The sequence below is a fragment of the Terriglobales bacterium genome, assembly GCA_035651655.1.
Lineage (GTDB): Bacteria > Acidobacteriota > Terriglobia > Terriglobales > Acidobacteriaceae > DASRFG01.
Genome location: DASRFG010000023.1, coordinates 681,958 through 700,098 on the forward strand (window position 1 = coordinate 681,958; position 18,141 = coordinate 700,098).

Genomic DNA, 18,141 nt, shown 5'->3' on the forward strand with positions numbered 1-18,141 from the left:
GCAACAGTTTTCCAATTGTCCGCGTTTCAAATTGCAGAATAGCCGAATATTACTCGAAGAAGAACTGTGGGTGGCCGAACCAAGTTGAAAGCAAACCGTTGAGAAGTGTCGCCGCGAGTCCATTTTTCGGCAGGCTAGCTTTTAGCTGTTGACTTACTGCCGCATTTGCAGATATGTCCCTACAGTAGTCCCTACGCCAGCCAAACCGGAAAACAAGGAGCCTATATATAATTGATCTCCCACGTGCGAAAGTGGCGGAACTGGCAGACGCACCAGACTTAGGATCTGGCGGGGAAACCCATGGGGGTTCGACTCCCCCCTTTCGCACCACCCTTTTCGCATCAATAAGTTCCGACAGATTTCGACTGCTGATCCTTTTTTCCAGTGGGCCCTCCAGTTCGTGCAGCCGAGCAGCGGCAGCGGCAAAACTGGGCCTGCTGGTCCCTCACCTTCCGGCCAAAGAGACACCAGGTTACGTTGTACGCCAGGGTCAGCGCCACAAACGATGCTGCATCACGGCTCCTGGCGAACTTCGCGCTTATTGAAGTGTTCAGCCACGACGGCGGGCGTTTCCGGCAGGCGGCCTTCTTTAATAGCAAGGGCGAGACGGATGAACTGAGCATTGGTCCAAGCCAGCGGAGTGGCCGAGCCTGTACCCTCGCCGAACCTCAAATGCTCCGGATCGGGAGTGTCTGGCCGATCCCAAATTTGCTCTGACAACATACGTCCTTTGTTCGCCATGTGAAGCATGGCATCCAGGTAAGGATGCGCATCCTGTCCTGAGGCAAGGGCGTATTCGCCTCGTTCGCCAACAAAGAGTGGCCAGAGACGCCCGATACCGGTGCCATCCCAACCTCTGCCATCGGGCTTCTCCCCATACCCATCATGGTTGTAACGGTACCAATCCGGCCCATTGGGAGTGTTGATACGAATGACCTTATCAATTACGGGCAGCGAGGCCTGGACTGCACTGTCGTGGGGCGGCCGAATACCAAGACGCACCAGCTCCAGAAAACCAGCATCCACGATCTCGCGCTCGTCCCAAGTTCCGCCGCCGTTGTGGACGTCCAACTTTTCACCTGAGTTTGGATTCCCGTGCTGGGAGATACGAATAAAGTAGCGCGGCGCGTAAGGGCCGCTAGTGGTCACCGTCCAGGAATCCAGCTGATTGGCCCAATTGTCTGCTGTGCTCAACCATTGTTTGGCCGAAGCGTCATCGGAGTTGTGGCGGGCAATCTCAGCTGCACAAATCAGGCCCGCTATTTCCGCCGCGATAGTGGATGGCGAGTAGCCCGGTACTTCCTCCCAACGCTCCTCGGGGGTTGCGGGCCCGTGAGCGACGATGAAATTGGCCGCAGGCTTTACGTGCTGGAGGTAGGTTTGGCCGTCGGTCCGGCCAAACTGGTAGGCGAGGATGATGGGGTAGGATACCTCATCCATTTGCAGGGAGGGCCAGTAGGGACGTCCATCGAGCCAGGAGTTTTGCGGAAATGAACCATCCGGCTTTTGCTGTCCGGTAAACAGATAGTTTAGGGCGCGGTCTGCCGACTCCTTGTCTCCCATCGCGTAAAAGGCGGTAGCAACTTCGTATAAGTCGCGGGCCCACACCAGGTGATACCCGCCCACGGACGGCTCGTTAGCGTCAACCCCATTGCCCCATGGAATGCTCAGCGAAGCGGCCCCGGCGCCGCGATAAGTCTTGTCTTCATGCGCCTTCAGCACCATGGCTGACATCTGGTATTGATCGTGGTAGGGCGGATCAACTGATTTAAGAGTCGCCAAATATTCGTGCCAGCCCGCACTGTATTGCTGTAGAAGTTGCGGGAACGGCCGCTGCAGCGATTCTCGTGCATGCTTAATGGCCAATTGGCCTTCGGCCCCGAATCCAAGCGCGAGCGTGAACGCGGAAGTGGCCGCCTCCGCTGGTAGTTCCGCTATCTGAACAACGTTGCCATCCGCGGCGCGCACGTAAGTGTGCTCGAGTCCGAACTGCCGTTTCAGTTCAGTCCAGCCGTCACTTGTGCCGAGGTACCCGCTGCTGGTGCGCAAAAAGCGCAAACTGCACAGCAGCGCGGAAGCTACCGGTCCATCAGCAGCGATTAGGCCCCCACCTATGGAGTAGCCGGTGTCATGTAATCCGCTGTTGTTAATAGAAGGGTCGTATAGCACGTAAAGGTGGTAATCGCCCGGCCGAAGCGGGGTGAACTTCACTTGGATGAGCACAGTATCGCGTTCGGGGTCGGTGATATACGTTTTCGATATCCGATAGCGTCCGGATTTTGATGTATTGACTTGGCGGAAGACCAGCGCAGCGGGATCCGGTACTTCGACCTGGTGGGTTGTGTTTTCGGTTTCATTTTCGACGAAGGTACGGCCGTCGGTGACAATCAGTTCCAGGTCGCGAGTGTTGGCTTTATCAATTGTCGGATAGTAAACCTCATTCAGCGCGCCCTCGCCCAGGGAAAACCAAACCTTCGAAGTAAGTGTGTTTGAAGTGCCAACTCCCTGTTTATTGCCGTTGGTCCAGGTGGCCTTTGCGCCGGGTGCGCCGGGTGCTAGTTGTGCCACACAGGGCGGAGAGGAGAGGCACAGTAAGAATGCCACCAGAGCTTTTCTGTGCTGCACCCGGAAAGTCGCCATGATCATCAGTGATGGTTAGAAGAACTAACCAAGTCACGCAATCTATCCTAGCGGTTGAATATTCGCAATAGCTGGTCCGCGGCGGTGCGATTGCTGCGGTTGTAGTGGTTGTGTAAGCTGGTGGGATTCCGGTCGCCGTCCGACGGGAGTGTTTCGAGTAGCCTGAAAAATTATGAAGACAACAAATCCGCGAGTTTTGCTTGTTTGTGTAGTTTTCCTACAGATAATCTTCTGCGCCAGTTCTGGATCCGCGCAAGCCGCAGCCCCACAGCCTCACGGGCTCAGTGACATACTGCAATACATCTCAAACGGCTGGAACACGCTCACTCGTTCTACTACTCAGTGCTCCAGCGTTGCTGACCCCAAGCTCAAATCCAAGCCGGTGATGTACTTGCCAGCGGACTATTCACCGCCCACGAGTGTTCAGGCGCTCGAAAAACAATGCGCGGTCGATGTAGAGAAGCTTCCGAAAGCGATCCACCAACCGGGTGAACTTGACGTCGAAAAGATTCAACCACCGGGACTACTGTTCCTCGAAAAGCCTTACGTCGTGCCGGGCGGCAGGTTCAACGAAATGTACGGTTGGGACAGCTACTTCATAATTCGCGGGCTCCTGGAGGATGGTCGTGTGGAATTGGCGCGCGACATGGTGGAAAACTTTTTTTTTGAGATTGAACACTATGGAACCGTGCTCAACGCGAACCGCACCTACATGCTGACTCGCTCCCAGCCTCCCTTTTTGACCTCGATGATTCTGGCCGTATATGACGCGGAAAAACGCGCGGGACACCAGGACAGCGCTTGGCTGGCGAGAGCCTACAGTTTCGCAGCCACAGATTACCAGCTCTGGACCCACGCCCCACATCTCGCCGGTACGACCGGATTGTCCCGCTATTTTGACTTTGGCGAGGGACCTGCGCCCGAAGCCACCCAGGGCGAAGGAGCGGCTTATCGCAGGCCGGCGGGATATTTTCTGCTGCATCCTGAAGCTGCTGCCGGACGGGAGATACCTGTAAACGAAAACGAGAGTCGGCCTGTGCTGGGCCAAACGTATGCGGTCGAATTTTGCGACACGGTGAATGCATCCGAGCCGGCGACTTCGCGCTGCGATCATCTGGAGAACGTCGCCCTCACGCCTGAGTACTACAAGGGTGACCGCAGCATGCGGGAATCAGGATTCGATATTTCGTTCCGCTTTGGACCATTCGGCGCCGATACTCACCACTATGCGGCAGTGTGTCTGAACAGCCTGCTCTACAAATATGAAAAAGACATGGAGCAGATAGGCTCAGTACTAGGCCGCGACTCCGAAGCACGAGAGTGGCACGATCGCGCCGAAAAACGCCGCCGCGCGATGCAGAGTCTATTGTGGGATGCGCAACGAGGAATGTATTTCGATTACGATGCACAAAAGCAAGTCCGTTCGACTTACGAATACATAGCGACGTTTTATCCGTTGTGGGCTGGTCTGGCCACTCCGGAGCAGGCCAGCGCCCTGGTCCGCAATTTGAAGGTATTTGAGCATCCGGGTGGCTTGGCCATGAGCCGGACCGATAGCGGAATGCAGTGGGACTATCCATACGGATGGGCGCCGACTCAGCTGGTGGCAATTGAGGGGTTGCGGCGATATGGGTTCAACGATGACGCGAACCGGGTTTCGTACGCCTTCCTTTCCACGATTCTGGAAAATTTCCGGCGGGATGGGACGATCCGCGAAAAATATAATGTGGTGACGCGTTCCTCGGAAACGCCCGTCCGGGCGGGATACACAACGAATGAAGTAGGGTTCGGGTGGACTAACGCAGCCTTCCTCGCGCTACTGCATCAGCTACCGAGGGATTGGGCAAGCCGCCTGGAAAAGTAATCGCTGCAAACCCACCTTTGTGTGATGCTAGGGGTGTGATGTCTCGAGGGACTGTAGCTGCTCGCCTAACTTGAGCTCCCGGTCACTTTCTGCTGAGTTGCCCAGCGCGCGGTAGGACTCGCCCAATAGATGATGAGTAATGTAGTTGTTGGGGTCCATCTCCAGGGCGTGCTTCAGGGTACGGACTGCTAACTCGGGCTCGCCTTTTTTCAGCAAGACCTTGCCCATTAAGACGTACGGCCCCGTCGCGGTGGAATCCAGCCAGATTGACCGTTGAAGCGCCCGCTCGGCCTCGTCGAATTTCAGCAGGCGCGAGTACGCATCGCCTAACTTGTAATACGTCGGGGAGTGGGCAGGGTTGATCGCCAATTCCTTCTGGAACTGCTCGAGCGCTTCGGGGATTCGTGACTTAAACAGATAGAGCTCGCCTATAAAGAAATGCGCGAGCGGCAACTTGGGATCGAGGCTAATGGCCTTTTGGGCGTACTCCTCCGCGATGGGATCGAATTCCTGGCGCAGAAGCATGCGTGCAGTGAACAGATACGCCGGTGCGGAATCCGGCGTGACCCCATACATCGTGGAGAACGAGCGCCTAGCCTGATCGTATTTTCTTTGATGAATGTAGCAGATGCCTAGAACATAAGAGGCATCCACGTTGGCGATGGGGTACCAAGATTGGACCCGCTCCAGCAAAGGGATGGCCTCCGACGGATTACCAGCGAAGTAGTAGGAGAGGCCCAGCAGCTGCACGGCTTCGTTATCCTGAGGATCTTCAGATGAAGCCTTCTTCAGCGACTCGATGGCTTTGATGTAATCGCCCTTTTTGTAGTACGCGATTCCGAACTCGTGGGCCAGGCCCTTGGCGCTGGGATTTTGGCGTTTCAGGTCTTGCAACTCCGATATTCCCTCTTCAAAGTGGCCTTCCTGAATGAGAACACGGGCATGGGCAAGAGATTGAGACTTCTGTTCCTGAGCGCCCGCAGCATTGTTACGTGCAGAGGCCGGGTTTCCAGCGAACGGTGCTGAAGCAGCCAGAAAAAGAGCCAATGTCACGAGTGGAGACATAAGCGATGGTTACTTAGATATTAATCTCAACACGATAGAAAAATAAAAGGGAGCCACTAAGGGCTCCCTGTGAGAACATTCGAACCAAGACTAGAAGCTAAGTCTTAAGCCGAACTGTAGCTGCCGCATGGAGGTGTCATTCTCCAGATGAGTGATCTTGCCAGCATCCCCACCGCAATCAATACAATGATTGCCTTGATCGGTATTAAATCCTAATACCGGGTGATTGAAGACGTTGAAGGCGTCCACGCGGAACTGTGCTTTTACACGCTCCGATAGGTCAAAATTCTTCAGCAGAGACATATCTGAGGTGAAGAGACGCGGACCACGCATTGAGTTCCGGCCAGCCGTTCCAAAGTTTCCTGGTCCAGGCCGCTGCCATCCTCCAGCACTCTGGAGATTAGCCAGAGCATTTCCACCGTTTACAGGAGTGAAGAAGGTTACCTGGTGGTTTATCGGGTCAAATGAGCCGACACCCGTCGCAAACGAGCCCACCCGGTTCGGCCGGCAGGGACCAGTGTCCTTGTCAGAACCGCAGTTGGCATAACTGGGGGTCCATGGCAGTCCACCGCTCCAGTTCGTCACCGTACTGAGCTGCCAGCCTCCTAGAATCGCGTTGGCGGCTCGGCCCATGTTGGCGCCAAACATTTTGCCTTTGCCGAACGGAAGTTCCCAGAGGACATTGCTGATGAACACATGGTTGCGGTTGTAGTCGTCCGGTCCGTAAGCAATGCGCGGCGAGTCCACGAAATAATCGTCTGTGTAGTTCATCGCCTTCGACCAGGTGTAGTGCGCCATGAACTGCAGGCCTTGCGAGAAGCGCTTGGTCACCTTCAGTTGCAAAGCGTTGTAATTGTTGCTGGCATCATTCCCTAGGTAGGTAATGTCGCTTGAACAGCACATCAGGGTATTCCCGGAGGAATCGGTGAAGCCAGGATATGTAAACCGGTTGAACAATGGACGCCGCTGTGCCTGAGGTATGACCCCAAAACCAACCAAGCTGGCCTGATTGACGTTATACGAAGGCCCATTGCCAGCGAAGATATGGGTGCCCTTGTTGGCCACGTAAGCGATCTCACCAGCAACTGAATTGGTGATTTGACGCTGGACCGTTACGTTCCAGGCATCCAACGTCGGCAACCGCATAAATGTGGGACGAACCTTTGGATTCACGTTGCCCAAAGGTCCTTGCAACGGCAGCGTGCCGTTCGCAGGAATGGGAGGAAAGACGAAAGCTGGCGGTCCACTCGCGAGCGTAAATGCCGGGATCCGATCGTTGGTGGCGTTCTGATCGACATTGTTCTGCGCGGTCACGTTCTGGTTAACCAATACCGGGAGGTTTTGTGTGACTGTGTGGCCGAACAGTGAGCCGAAGACACCAATGTCAAAACTCCGTCCATAGCCCATGCGCACCACAGTTTTAGGTGTGAGTTGGTACGCAACTCCAAGCCGCGGGGCAAAGGCCTTGTATGTCATATCAATGTTGCCATTTGTTCCGTAGGGACCAAAGCCAGCGACGCGGATCAAACCCTGCTCTATGTTTGCGAAGCCGCCTTTGCCCTTTCCATTTACCGACTCGGGGTAGTACAGCTCCCACCGCAGACCGTAATTAAATGTCAGTTTCGGGGTGATCCGCCAGGTGTCCTGGCCATAGAAGAAGAAACGTTTCTGGCGTTCCGCGGCACCGAGGGTGCCTGCACTGTTGACGTATCGCTCCAGGAAGGTGGCGTCCCCAAGTAAAAACGTTGCAAAATCGAGCCCGCCATCTCCTCCACTGGACCCGCCTGAAGTGCCGAGGTGGTGAAAGGTGAGTTGTCCTGCCCGGTTCGCATCGCTGGGTGTGCGGAGGTTCATCGCATAGCGGACATCACCCCCGAACTTGAACTGATGGTTCCCGGATATTTTTGTCCAGTTATTAACAAACTGGAACTGCTGCTCACTTTCAACCAAGGGACAGTTGCAGCGACCAATGTTCAGAGCTTCGCCGAAGTGAGACAGCGTCTGAAAGTCTCCGCTGGGATCCATGAAGAAACCTGGTAGTCCAGACGTGACCGGGTCGCCCAGATTCAATCCTGGAATGCCAAATCCCGTTGCTGGCGAGGTCCCTACATCGAACTTGTTGCTCTCGGGGTGGTATTTGAAATAGCCGAAACGGAAATCGGTGAGCAAGGTTGGACTGACGACGTAGTCGAAACCGCTAGCCAAGCTATGGTTATGGGTGGTTGCGCTGCCAGCCAATCCTCCTTCGCCAAACCCCTCCCCGCCGAGCGCCTTCCCAAATATGGGTTGACCAGACAAGCTAAATTCGGCGTAGCTATAGCGCCCGAACACGTGCGTTTTCTGGCTTGCTTGGTAGTCAACACGGGTGTTGTAACTGTTGTCATTGTAAGGACCGAACCCCGAGCCTACGAAGTTATTCACCACGCCAGGAGCATTAGGCGACGGAAACAACGCTAGGATACTCCGGGCTTGTGGCGAAATTAGCGAGTTGGGAATCAGGTTGCCGGCAAACAGAGTACGACCAGCGCCGGTAAGAGGATCACCGGTCGCAGGATTGTAAACTTTTCCCGTCCCCTTCACCCCCAGATAGTCGGAGAGATTGCACATGCCAGTTAATTGCAGGCAGCTAGTACGAGCGAGGTCGGTCGGGACCGTGCCTTTGATGGTGCGTCCGCTTTTACGCCGAGTACCCTGGTAGTCGCCGAAGAAGAAGAGCTTGTCCTTGATCGCCGCGCCACCAATGGAACCGCCAAACTGATTCCACATCGTGCTGGGAATGAAGCGGTTCGTCACTGGATCCTTCTGGAATTGGGTAAAAGGGTCGCGGGCCTGAGTAGCGTCACTCCTCCTGAACCAAAAAGCGCTACCGTGCAGCGCATTACTGCCGGATCGCGTCTGGGCCGTCATAACGCCCGCAATGGCCTTGCCGAACTCGGCATCGTAGTTCTGCAGCGTCATTTTGGTCTCGGTAACTGAATCCAGGTTGGGATTGATTACGATGATCCCCAGGATCGGATCCTGGTTGTCAGTGCCGTCTAATTCGTAAGCGGTCCCGCTGAAGTGCTGTCCATTTACGAAAATCTGCTGACTTCCTTGTGGATTTTCGGTGGCCGCATGCGACCATCCCACTAATTTCTGTGTACCCGGCGAGGATAGCTCCAGGGACGTAAAATTCCGATTCAGCAGCGGGAGCTCCTGAACCGCTTTCTGATCAAAAATCACAGCCACATCAGCGCGATCGGTTTTTAGCTGTGGCGCTTCGCCAGTGACCTCTACTGCCTCAGAAACCGCTCCGAGTTGCAGCTGCATGTCAAGGCGCGCTGCTGTATCAGCCAGTACCTTGATGCCTTTTTGCTCCGACGCCTTAAAGCCCGGCGCTTCGATACGCACGCCATAAACATCAGGGATTAAGTGGGTCACGCTGTAATTGCCAGTCGCGTTCGTCGTGGTTTGTTCAGTGGATCCCTTTGCCACGTCGGTTACGATAACCTTGGCGTTGGGCACCGCCGCGCCGCTAGGATCGGTGACGGTCCCGAAGATGCTCCCGTAAACTGCCTGGCCAACGGCGGATGTTGATCCCCAACAAAATAGCGCTATACAAGCGACTATCGCCCAAACGTGTTGCTTTCTCATCACATGCCTCCGCAATGTTTTCCCGCACGCCTGGCCTTGAGCTCTTCCCTGAACTGGTCGGCGTATGCCTCTGACTGTTGAATGGGTGAACTAGCGATGGACAGCTGCAAACTTAGAATCAATGCGGTCGAGTGCCAACGGCTTGGATTTAGTTTAGGGGATCCGGTCATTTATGCTTCGCGCACAACCTGCCAAAAAAAAATCTGTAGGGGGTTCGTACAGCAACTATTCTTCCAAGGCGAGCGCAAGGCTAAGCCGCTTTGTTTTGAATGTCAAGGACGTTATACGAGGCTGGCCTACTATGAAAAGCCATAGTCGCGCGTTATGAAACTACAGGATTTAACAGCTAGATTAGGGAGGCTAGTGTTTTAGGATTGAATCCAGCTTTTCGGCACGCCGGAATTCTTCCTGAGCTTCTTGAACTTTGCCCTGCATCTGAAGTGCCCGCCCAAGATAAAAATGTGCAGGAGCATAACTGGGGGCAAGCGTGATGGCGCTCTGAAGTTGCCCAATTGCGCCCGCCAGGTCGCCAGCATTGAGTAGCGTTATTCCAGAATTGGTATTAAACGTGGCGGCCTGCAAACTATTTTTGGTCTTAGTGATTTCAGAGGCCGCCCGCGCTTCGGCAGTTGCGCCAGCGACATCTCCCTGCTGGCGAAGGATCGCTGCCAGAGTGGTGTGCGCCCCAGCGAAATCGGGCTGCAAGCGAATCGCCTCCCGCAAGGCTGCGGTTGCGCCTGTCAGTTCGCCCTGCTGTTTAAGTACGGTGCCTAAAGTGTAATAGGCCTCAGCGTAGTCTGGCTTGATCTTCACGGCAGCCTGCAAGTGTTCTGCTGATTTGGAGAATTCACCTTGCTGCCAAAGAGTTACACCCAAGCTGTAGTGGGCGTCTGCAAGCGCGGGGTCGAGGTCTAGTGCCCGCGAAAATTCTGCAATGGCTTCCGGCAGCTGGTCCTTCAATTTCAAAGCTAAGGCCAGGTTGTAGTGTAGCGTCGCATCACCCGGCGTTGTCTTGAGTGCTTCCTGGAACTCGCCGATCGCGGCATCGAAATCTGATTTCTGAAGAAAAGCAGTGCCCAAATTTTCTTTATATCCACCGTCGTCAGGGCGGAGTCGCAAAGCCGCACGAAACTCCGGGATGGAAAGGTCGGCATGCCCTGCTTGCACAAGCGCAAGTCCCAAATTATTGTGGGCGTCTGGATTACCGGGCTGAAGCTGAATGACGCGACGGAACGCCTCGATGGCGCCCGAAGTTTCACCCGTCCGCTGCAGCATCAGTCCTAGTTCCGTTTGGGCCTCGGGATAATCCGGCTGCACCTGCACAGCCTTCTTGAGGGCAGCAATGGCTTCCGCGCGCTTCCCCTGCGCTTCCAACACTGACCCCAGGTAGTAATAGCTATGAGCGTCGCTTGCGTTTAGCTCGACGGCCCGCTTCAGTTCTGTAATCGCCCGCTCAAGCTCCTTCTTCTTCCACAATGCAATGCCAAGGTGCAGGTGGGAAGACGGTATGTTTGGTTCGAGGCGCACCGCCTTTGAAAACTCACCGATTGCGTCCTCAAAGTTGTTTGCCTGCGCCAGAAGCGAACCGAGCTCATCGTGCAGTTCGGCACGATGCGGCGCAAGCTGCGAGGCGCGACGCATCTGGAGAGTGGCCTCGGCAAGTGCCCCCTTTGAACTCAGCGCCTTTGCAAGCTGCCGATGGGCTTCCGCATCTGAAGGAGCCAGCTTGACGGCTTGGCGTAGTTCGGCAATGGCCTCCTCCTTTTTTCCTTGCATGGCCAGAGCGCTTCCCAAGTTCGTGTGTGCCGAAGCAGTCGCGGGTTTGAGCCTGATAGCATTGCGAAAATGCGAGATTGCAGCATCGGTCTCACCTTGAGCCAGAAGCACCCAGCCTAAAGAGTTGTGGCCGTCATAATCCGCGGGCGCGAGCTTCACCACGTTTTCAAACGCAGAGCGCGCTGCTGGGAGGTCACCCCTCTTCAGGGCAGAGACTCCGCGCCTATACGCCGCTGCCGCACGGGTTGGTGGCTTTTGACCAGAGCATGGCAGCGTCATCAAGACGCACATCAACGAGAAGACAAGCGCCCTTGTACACGAGAGACGGCGATCACAGATGAATGGAAGGGACATCACGAATCCGAAAGTGGCTTGCGAAAATATTACTATGCTGGCCTCAGCGCAGGAGCCAACCTTGACCGCCCCAAAGGCAGCCACGATAGTATCTCAAGAGATGTTGAGGGGCCCGCACTTCCGGTTCGTCTGCTTGATTCTCGCCCTCGTGCTTATGGTAGGCGGACTGGCTTTCAGCCTCCAAAGCGCGGAGCTTCAGACTTCCAAAACGCAAACCACAGCTCGTACACCAGCGGTGGCTTACTTCACCGACGTCGCGCAGAAGGCCGGCCTAACAATGTTGAACGTGTTCGGTGGGTTAGAGACCAAGAAGTACATCACCGAAACTACCGGGACGGGCGTCGCGATATTCGACTACGACAATGATGGCTGGCCAGACATCTTTCTTGTGAACGGCACCACTCTTGAGGGCTTTCCTCCGGGCAAAGGACCAACCAGTCACCTGTACCGCAACAATCATGACGGCACGTTCACCGACGTCACGGCGAAGGCGGGACTTGCGGGAGCGGGATGGGGACAGGGCGTATGCGTCGGGGATTATGACAACGATGGCTGGGAAGACATTTTTGTCACCTACTACGGCAAAAATCGGCTCTATCACAATCAGCACGGTACATTTGCAGAAGTGGGGGAGCAGGCAGGAGTCGCTGGTTCCGGAAAAGCCTGGGGATCGGGATGCGCTTTCGTGGATTACGACCGGGATGGGCTACTCGACCTGGTGGTGGCCAATTACGTTGATTTCGACCTGCAGACTGCGCCGCGCCCCGGGGAGCGACCGAGTTGTCTCTGGAAAGGTGTGCCGGTGATGTGTGGTCCCCGCGGGCTGAAGCCTGCCAAAAATATTCTCTATCGCAATCTTGGCAACGGAAAATTTGCGGACGTCACCAGCAAAAGCAAGATTGACCGAAGCGACGGCTATTACGCTTTGAGCATTTCAACTCTGGATTACGATAATGACGGCTGGCCCGATATTTACGTCGCTTGTGACAGCACGCCCAGCATCCTCTATCACAACAATCGTGACGGCACCTTTAGTGACGTAGCCGTAAGCGCGGGAGCCGCCTTCAACGAGGACGGCCGCAGCCAGGCGGGTATGGGTTCTACGGTGGCGGATTTCGATGGGGACGGAAATCTAGACATCTTCAAGACCAATTTCTCTGACGACACCTCAACACTCTATCGCAATAACGGCAACGGAAGCTTTTCCGAAGTGACTTTCGCGGCCGGACTGGGATTGCACACCCAATATCTAGGATGGGGCACGATGTTTTTCGATTTTGATAACGATTCCTGGCCCGACATTCTACTGGTCAATGGACACGTTTACCCCGAAGTAGACAAGTACAAACTGGGCAGCAACTATCGTGAACCGCGAATTCTGTATCACAACAATGGCAACGGGACTTTCAGCGACATTTCAAGTTCCGCCGGCCCCGGCATCGCGACGGCCTGGTCGGGCCGCGGACTCGCGGTGGGTGATCTTTGGAATGATGGGCGACTTTCTGCGGTGATCAGCAATATGAATGATCGAGCGAGTCTGTTGGTGAACCAAGTCAAGAATGGCAACCACTGGATCGCGATTAAGACCGAAGGCACGCGCTCCAATCGGGATGGTATCGGCGCACGCATCACGCTCAAGGTGGGCAAGCGCACGTTGGTGGATGAAGTCCGCAGCGGCTCCAGCTACATCTCGAACAGTGACATGCGCGTCCACTTCGGACTCGGAGCCGCCACGAAGATTGACCATCTACAGATTCGCTGGCCGAGCGGACTAGTTGAGGGTTTCCGAGACCTTGCCGTGGATACCATTCATACCTTGAAGGAAGGTTCGGGAACACAGGTCAAAGCGGAAGTCCACTCGCGGGCTTTTAAGATTTTCTCCCTTCAAACCTCACCGCCTTAACAATTCCCGCCGATTCTTTTACATAGATCAATTGATTAGGCTCGAGATCTTTTAGCGAGTCCACCTGTCCACTCGGCCAGCGAATCTCGAGTAATTCTATTTTCTTGGCTTTGCCTAGGCCAAAATGGACGCGCAAATCATTCTGAGAGAGATACCCGCCACCGCTTCGCACTTCATCTATTTGCTGGTGAGGGACTGATTCATCAGGTGGTCGGGTCAGACACCGCAAACGCGCTCCGATTCCGCTGCGATTCGATTTGGTGCCGATGGTCCGAATCTTTATCCAATTTTGGCTGGCAGAAGAATCGCGCCGCAACAATTGCGGGAAATCGTTGACGGTGTTCACGAGTACGTCAATATCGCCATCATTATCGAAATCGCCGAATGCGCAGCCCCGGGAAGCCGAGGGTCCGGTGATGCCGGGGCCGCCCTGCAGCGAGACATCTTCGAAGCGTCCATTCCGCAGGTTCTGGTAAAGAAGCTTGCGCTGCGGGTAACCGGCCTCAGTCTTGAGCTGCTCGACCTCGGGATAGACGTGGCCATTACAGACCAGAATGTCGGGCCAGCCGTCGTTATCCATGTCAAAAAATCCGCAACCCCAGCCAAGGTATTTGGTGTTCAGGCCAAGACCAGCTTCGAAGGTTGTGTCTTCAAAGGCGCCGGTACCAATGTTGTGATAAAGGGAATGGGTGTCGCCGGCGAAATTAGTCTTTATTAGGTCGAGATTGCCGTCGAGGTCATAGTCTCCGGCTGAGATGCCCATGCCTGCTTGAGGCTTGCCGTCGGCGCTGAACGCACAGCCGGCGTCAATGCCGATATCCACGAACTTTCCGTTTTTGCGGTTCTGATACAGAACGCTGGCAGTGGAGTCGTCAGCTACATAGATATCCGGCCACCCGTCGTTGTCCAGATCGGCGGTCAGAACGCCAAGTCCGTAAGTGCCATTCGCCTGTGTGATTCCCGCAGCTTCGGATACGTCCGTAAAAGTTCCGTCCCGGTTGCTGTGATAAAGGATATTCTTTCCACCGGCAAGGCCGGGTGGGCCACAGGCAACCTTCACACCTTTATATAGGCACGGTCCCGATTCCGGCACCGGCGCCGTCGCCAGATCCAGGTCTATGTAGTTGGCCACAAACAAATCCAGATGGCCGTCGCGATCATAGTCAACAAATGCGCAGCCGGTGTTCCAGCGCTTGCCATTGCCTCCTACGCCAGCTCTTTCAGTGACGTCAGTAAACGTGCCGTCCCCGTTATTGTGATACAGAACATTCTTTCCAAAATAGGTTATGAACAAATCGTCGAAGCCGTCATTGTCATAGTCGCCGACGCAGACTCCTTGTCCCCACCCCGTGTGGGCCAGTCCGGCCTTCGCAGTCACGTCAGTGAAAGTGCCGTCGCGATTGTTCTTGAAGAGGTGGCAATGTGGTTCTTCGCCTTTCGGAAAACCTTCCAGTCGCCATCCGTTTACCAGGAAAATATCCAGCCAGTCATCATTGTCGTAGTCGTAGAAGGCAACTCCGCAACCTGTGGTTTCGAGCAGATATTTATTTTTATGCTCGCCGCCAAAAAGGGTCTTCGCGTTCAAGCCGGCTTCACGCGCCACGTTCACGAAGTTAATTCCCAAGTCAGCGAACTTGGGCGGCGGCGGATAAGCTGGATGCGTCGGCGGCTTGGCTGCTGCAGTTTGGGCTCGTGCAAGCGGATTCCACCGATTGGGCATTGCCATCGCCACAACACTTTCGAAGGAGAGGACCAGCGCCGATCGGCTTAAAGATTGAAGGAACGAGCGTCGCGAAAAAGACAAGAGGGGATACCTGGCCGAAATAGCTCCGTGCTAGAATCGCGCCTATTTTCTAACAGTTACTGAGGGGAGATTGCAAACGCCCGCGCTGATGCAGCCAGAAACCATCACGCCCCAAAAAGCCTCTGGTAAAGCGCTCACCCTTATTCTCCTGGTGCTGGTCGTTCTGCTTTTTGCGGCAGGCGCACCAGCAGCAGCGCCCGCTCAGGATGTTCCGGCCAACGATCTTGAACTTTCCAGACCAGTCCGCGCCTGGGAGTTTCTTCCGGCTGTAGGCACGCGTGCCGGACTGTTTGGCCAGGAATCGGGCGCGTTTGAAGCGTGGGTGTATCCGCTCAAGCTTTTTCGCGAGTTTCGGCTGCAATTTCGTATTGCCGACCGGGTGTTACCCGCAGAAGCTCTGGCCCGCACGCTCACCGTTCACGCTGAATCGGCCACTATTACTTATGTCTACGACACATTTCAGGTAAAAGAGACCGCATTCGTCCCGGTTAACGAACCTGGAGCGGTTGTACTAGTGGAGGTCGAAACTGCGGAGCCGCTGCAGATAGAAGCAGAATTTGTTCGCGATTTCACCCTGGAATGGCCAGCTGCGCTAGGCGCAACCTACATGAGCTGGGACGCAGCTTTGCGCGCCTTCGTGATGGCTGAAGAGCAGCGAAAATATGTCGCACTCGTCGGCTCGCCTTCAGCAGTCGTCCTGGAACAGGAATACGCTACCAACTACTCGAGCTCCGCCATAACTTCATTCTCTCTGGGGCAAATCAACAAGGGCCGGGACAAAAAGGTCATTATTATTGCCGGGTCCATAACGGGTCGAGCGGCTGCTGAGAAAACGTTTCAGCACCTGGCCGCCGACTACAACGCTTTATTGCGCGACTCCGCCGACTATTACCGGCGCTACCTCGACCACACCATCACCCTTACGCTGCCCGACTCACGAATGCAGCAAGCGTACGATTGGGCGCGAGTCAGCATGCTGCAAGGCGTAGTTGCTAATCCATATCTCGGCACGGGATTAGTGGCCGGCTACCGAGGTTCGGATGGCGGACAGCGGCCTGGGTTCGCGTGGTTCTTCGGGCGCGACACGGAGTGGACGGCTTTGGCACTCGATGCCGCCGGCGATTTTGTGCACGTTCGCCAGGGTCTCGAATTTTTGGCGCAATACCAGCGCGCCGACGGAAAAATCCCCCACGAGATCGCGCAGACTGCCAGCCTGGTTGACTGGTTTAAAAGCTTCCCCTATCCGTGGGCGTCTGCGGATGCGACCCCGCTTTTCATTATCGCTGTCCGTGATTATGTCCTTCACAGCGGCGATGTCGCCTTCGCCACTCAAAAATGGGAGAACATCCAAAGGGCCTATCAATTCCTGCGCTCCACGTGGGATCCGCAAGGGCTCGCGCAGAATTTTGGGATCGGGCATGGCTGGATCGAAGGTGGCCCGCTACGCCCTCCCGAGGAGCCAACCACCAACCTGGGCGGCCTGGACATGAGTTCCGGCCAGCCCAAGCCGCGGGTGATCAAAACTGAACTTTATCAAAGTGGATTGGGGATTGAAGCATTAACTGCACTTGCGGATCTGGCGAGGCTTTCTGGTCACAATGATCTCCGCGGCGAAGCCGAGCAGGCGGTCGAGCATCAGCGGCAATTACTGAATAAGCTTTTCTGGAATCAAAACGCAAAGAGCTTTGCTTTCGCTCTGGATCCGAAGGACCAGCGCATAGACGTTCCCAGCGTGCTGGCTACTGTTCCCATGTGGTTTGGCCTGCTCGATATGGACAAAGCGCAGCCCATGATCAACCAGCTCGCGGATGCCGACTTTGAAACCGACTGGGGCTCACGAATCATTTCTTCGCGTGATCCTCGATACAATCCCGCCGGCTACCACTACGGCACCGTCTGGCCGCTGTTTACCGGTTGGGCCGCGGTGGGCGAGTATCGCTATCACCGCCCACTGGCTGCCTACGCCAATCTGCGTGCGAATGCCGAACTCGTCCTCGGCGGCTCGCTGGGCCACGTCACCGAGGTTCTCTCCGGTGATTACCACCAGTCGCTTTCTACGAGTTCGCCGCACCAGATCTGGTCGGCGGCAATGGTTGTGAGTCCCTTATTGCGGGGGTTGATGGGAATGGAGGTCAACGTCCCCGCGCATCAGTTCACCTTCGCGCCCCACGTTCCGGCAGAATGGAATTCCTTCCGTGTAGGAAATGTGCGAGTGGGCAGCGTAACTATTGATCTCGCGTACAGCCGAGCCGACGATGAAATCAAGCTCGAGGCGCGAAGCGCCGGGAAGGGTGAATGCATACTCCAGTTCGCGCCTGCAGTGAGTCTCCACGCTCGCGTGCTGGACGTGGAGATGAACGGTCGCCCCGCAGCTTTTCATCTACAAGCAAATACTGAAGACCAGCATATCCAGATTCGGGTGCCAATTCTCCCCGGCCTCAACACCATCCGCATTCGCATGCAGGGTGATTTCAATCTGGGCGTAATTGCACCGCTTCCGCGTCTCGGTTTAACGAGCCGAAACTTGAAATTTGTTTCCCAATCGTGGAGCGCAGACCGCCAACGGCTTCAGTTGGAAGTTTCTGGCCTGTCAGGGCGGGAATATCAGATCCCGGTGTTTGGCTCAGCTCTGTTTGATGTACAAGGCGCACGGGTAAACAAAGATCGCGAGGGATTCAAGTCCATCCAACTTCGAATGCCAGAAGCCGTCAGCCCAGGGTATCTACACACAAGTATCACCATACGATTCTCGGCAGGAAAGCCGAACGCCCATTAATGGCGTCAGTCAGACCAACCACAAGGGTTGGAATCTCAGTCCTGTTTTACAAAACTTGGGTAACCGGCTTTACCTTCTTGGGCACGCACTTGTGGCTCAGGTAATCCACAGCGTCTCGACATAGCCTTTGACACCTGTGGCAACGAATTGGGCCCTTGACCTCGCAGCGCGCAGAACTTTTCTTTCTGGGGAACCTGAGGATTCGTACCATGACACCATTCCTAGCTGGGGGAGGTCTCCAGCCTACAAAATACACCTTGCCTGGGCAACAAAAATCCAGAGTAGCTGCTTATTCTTACAACATTAAGACTATGTCTTATAGCATT

8 protein-coding genes and 1 tRNA gene are annotated in these 18,141 nt (G+C 55.3%); 4 read left to right on the forward strand and 5 right to left on the reverse strand.

Annotated features, from left to right (window positions below; translation table 11 throughout):
* The first annotated feature begins 245 nt into the window (after positions 1-245).
* Positions 246-330, forward strand: a tRNA-Leu gene (locus VFA76_11390).
* A gap of 183 nt (positions 331-513) precedes the next feature.
* On the opposite strand, the gene VFA76_11395 is transcribed toward VFA76_11390, so the two are convergent.
* Positions 514-2,568, reverse strand: coding sequence for a glucan 1,4-alpha-glucosidase (locus VFA76_11395; protein HZR32440.1), 2,055 nt, complete (start codon positions 2,566-2,568; stop codon positions 514-516).
* A gap of 244 nt (positions 2,569-2,812) precedes the next feature.
* Here VFA76_11395 and VFA76_11400 point away from each other — a divergent pair, with 244 nt between their 5' ends.
* Positions 2,813-4,504, forward strand: coding sequence for a trehalase family glycosidase (locus VFA76_11400; protein ID HZR32441.1), 1,692 nt, complete (start codon positions 2,813-2,815; stop codon positions 4,502-4,504).
* A gap of 27 nt (positions 4,505-4,531) precedes the next feature.
* Here VFA76_11400 and VFA76_11405 read toward each other — a convergent pair whose 3' ends face one another.
* From VFA76_11405 to VFA76_11415, 3 genes are all read right to left on the reverse strand, one after another.
* Complete coding sequence (locus VFA76_11405; GenBank protein HZR32442.1) at positions 4,532-5,569, reverse strand: tetratricopeptide repeat protein; 1,038 nt, start codon at positions 5,567-5,569, stop codon at positions 4,532-4,534.
* A gap of 90 nt (positions 5,570-5,659) precedes the next feature.
* A complete protein-coding gene (locus tag VFA76_11410) occupies positions 5,660-9,202 on the reverse strand; it encodes a TonB-dependent receptor (protein ID HZR32443.1) in 3,543 nt (1,180 codons plus the stop codon).
* A gap of 360 nt (positions 9,203-9,562) precedes the next feature.
* Positions 9,563-11,332, reverse strand: a complete 1,770-nt coding sequence (locus VFA76_11415) for a tetratricopeptide repeat protein (GenBank protein HZR32444.1) — start codon at positions 11,330-11,332, stop codon at positions 9,563-9,565.
* Positions 11,333-11,393: 61 nt separating this feature from the next.
* Between VFA76_11415 and VFA76_11420 the strand changes: the two genes are divergently transcribed.
* Complete coding sequence (locus VFA76_11420; protein HZR32445.1) at positions 11,394-13,235, forward strand: CRTAC1 family protein; 1,842 nt, start codon at positions 11,394-11,396, stop codon at positions 13,233-13,235.
* On the opposite strand, the gene VFA76_11425 is transcribed toward VFA76_11420, so the two are convergent.
* Positions 13,201-14,955 (reverse strand): CRTAC1 family protein, encoded by a 1,755-nt coding sequence (locus tag VFA76_11425; GenBank protein ID HZR32446.1) that lies wholly within the window; start codon positions 14,953-14,955, stop codon positions 13,201-13,203. The genes VFA76_11420 and VFA76_11425 overlap by 35 nt on opposite strands.
* A 154-nt stretch (positions 14,956-15,109) precedes the next feature.
* Between VFA76_11425 and VFA76_11430 the strand changes: the two genes are divergently transcribed.
* Positions 15,110-17,815, forward strand: coding sequence for an amylo-alpha-1,6-glucosidase (locus VFA76_11430; protein HZR32447.1), 2,706 nt, complete (start codon positions 15,110-15,112; stop codon positions 17,813-17,815).
* Positions 17,816-18,141: the final 326 nt, after the last annotated feature.

What these genes read in the sequence shown, in the direction of transcription:
- VFA76_11400 (HZR32441.1), top strand. Translation starts at nt 2,813, where the DNA reads ATGAAGACAACAAATCCGCGAGTTTTGCTTGTTTGTGTAGTTTTCCTA.
- VFA76_11405 (HZR32442.1), bottom strand. Translation starts at nt 5,569, where the DNA reads ATGTCTCCACTCGTGACATTGGCTCTTTTTCTGGCTGCTTCAGCACCG.
- VFA76_11410 (HZR32443.1), bottom strand. Translation starts at nt 9,202, where the DNA reads ATGAGAAAGCAACACGTTTGGGCGATAGTCGCTTGTATAGCGCTATTT.
- VFA76_11415 (HZR32444.1), bottom strand. Translation starts at nt 11,332, where the DNA reads ATGTCCCTTCCATTCATCTGTGATCGCCGTCTCTCGTGTACAAGGGCG.
- VFA76_11425 (HZR32446.1), bottom strand. Translation starts at nt 14,955, where the DNA reads ATGCCCAATCGGTGGAATCCGCTTGCACGAGCCCAAACTGCAGCAGCC.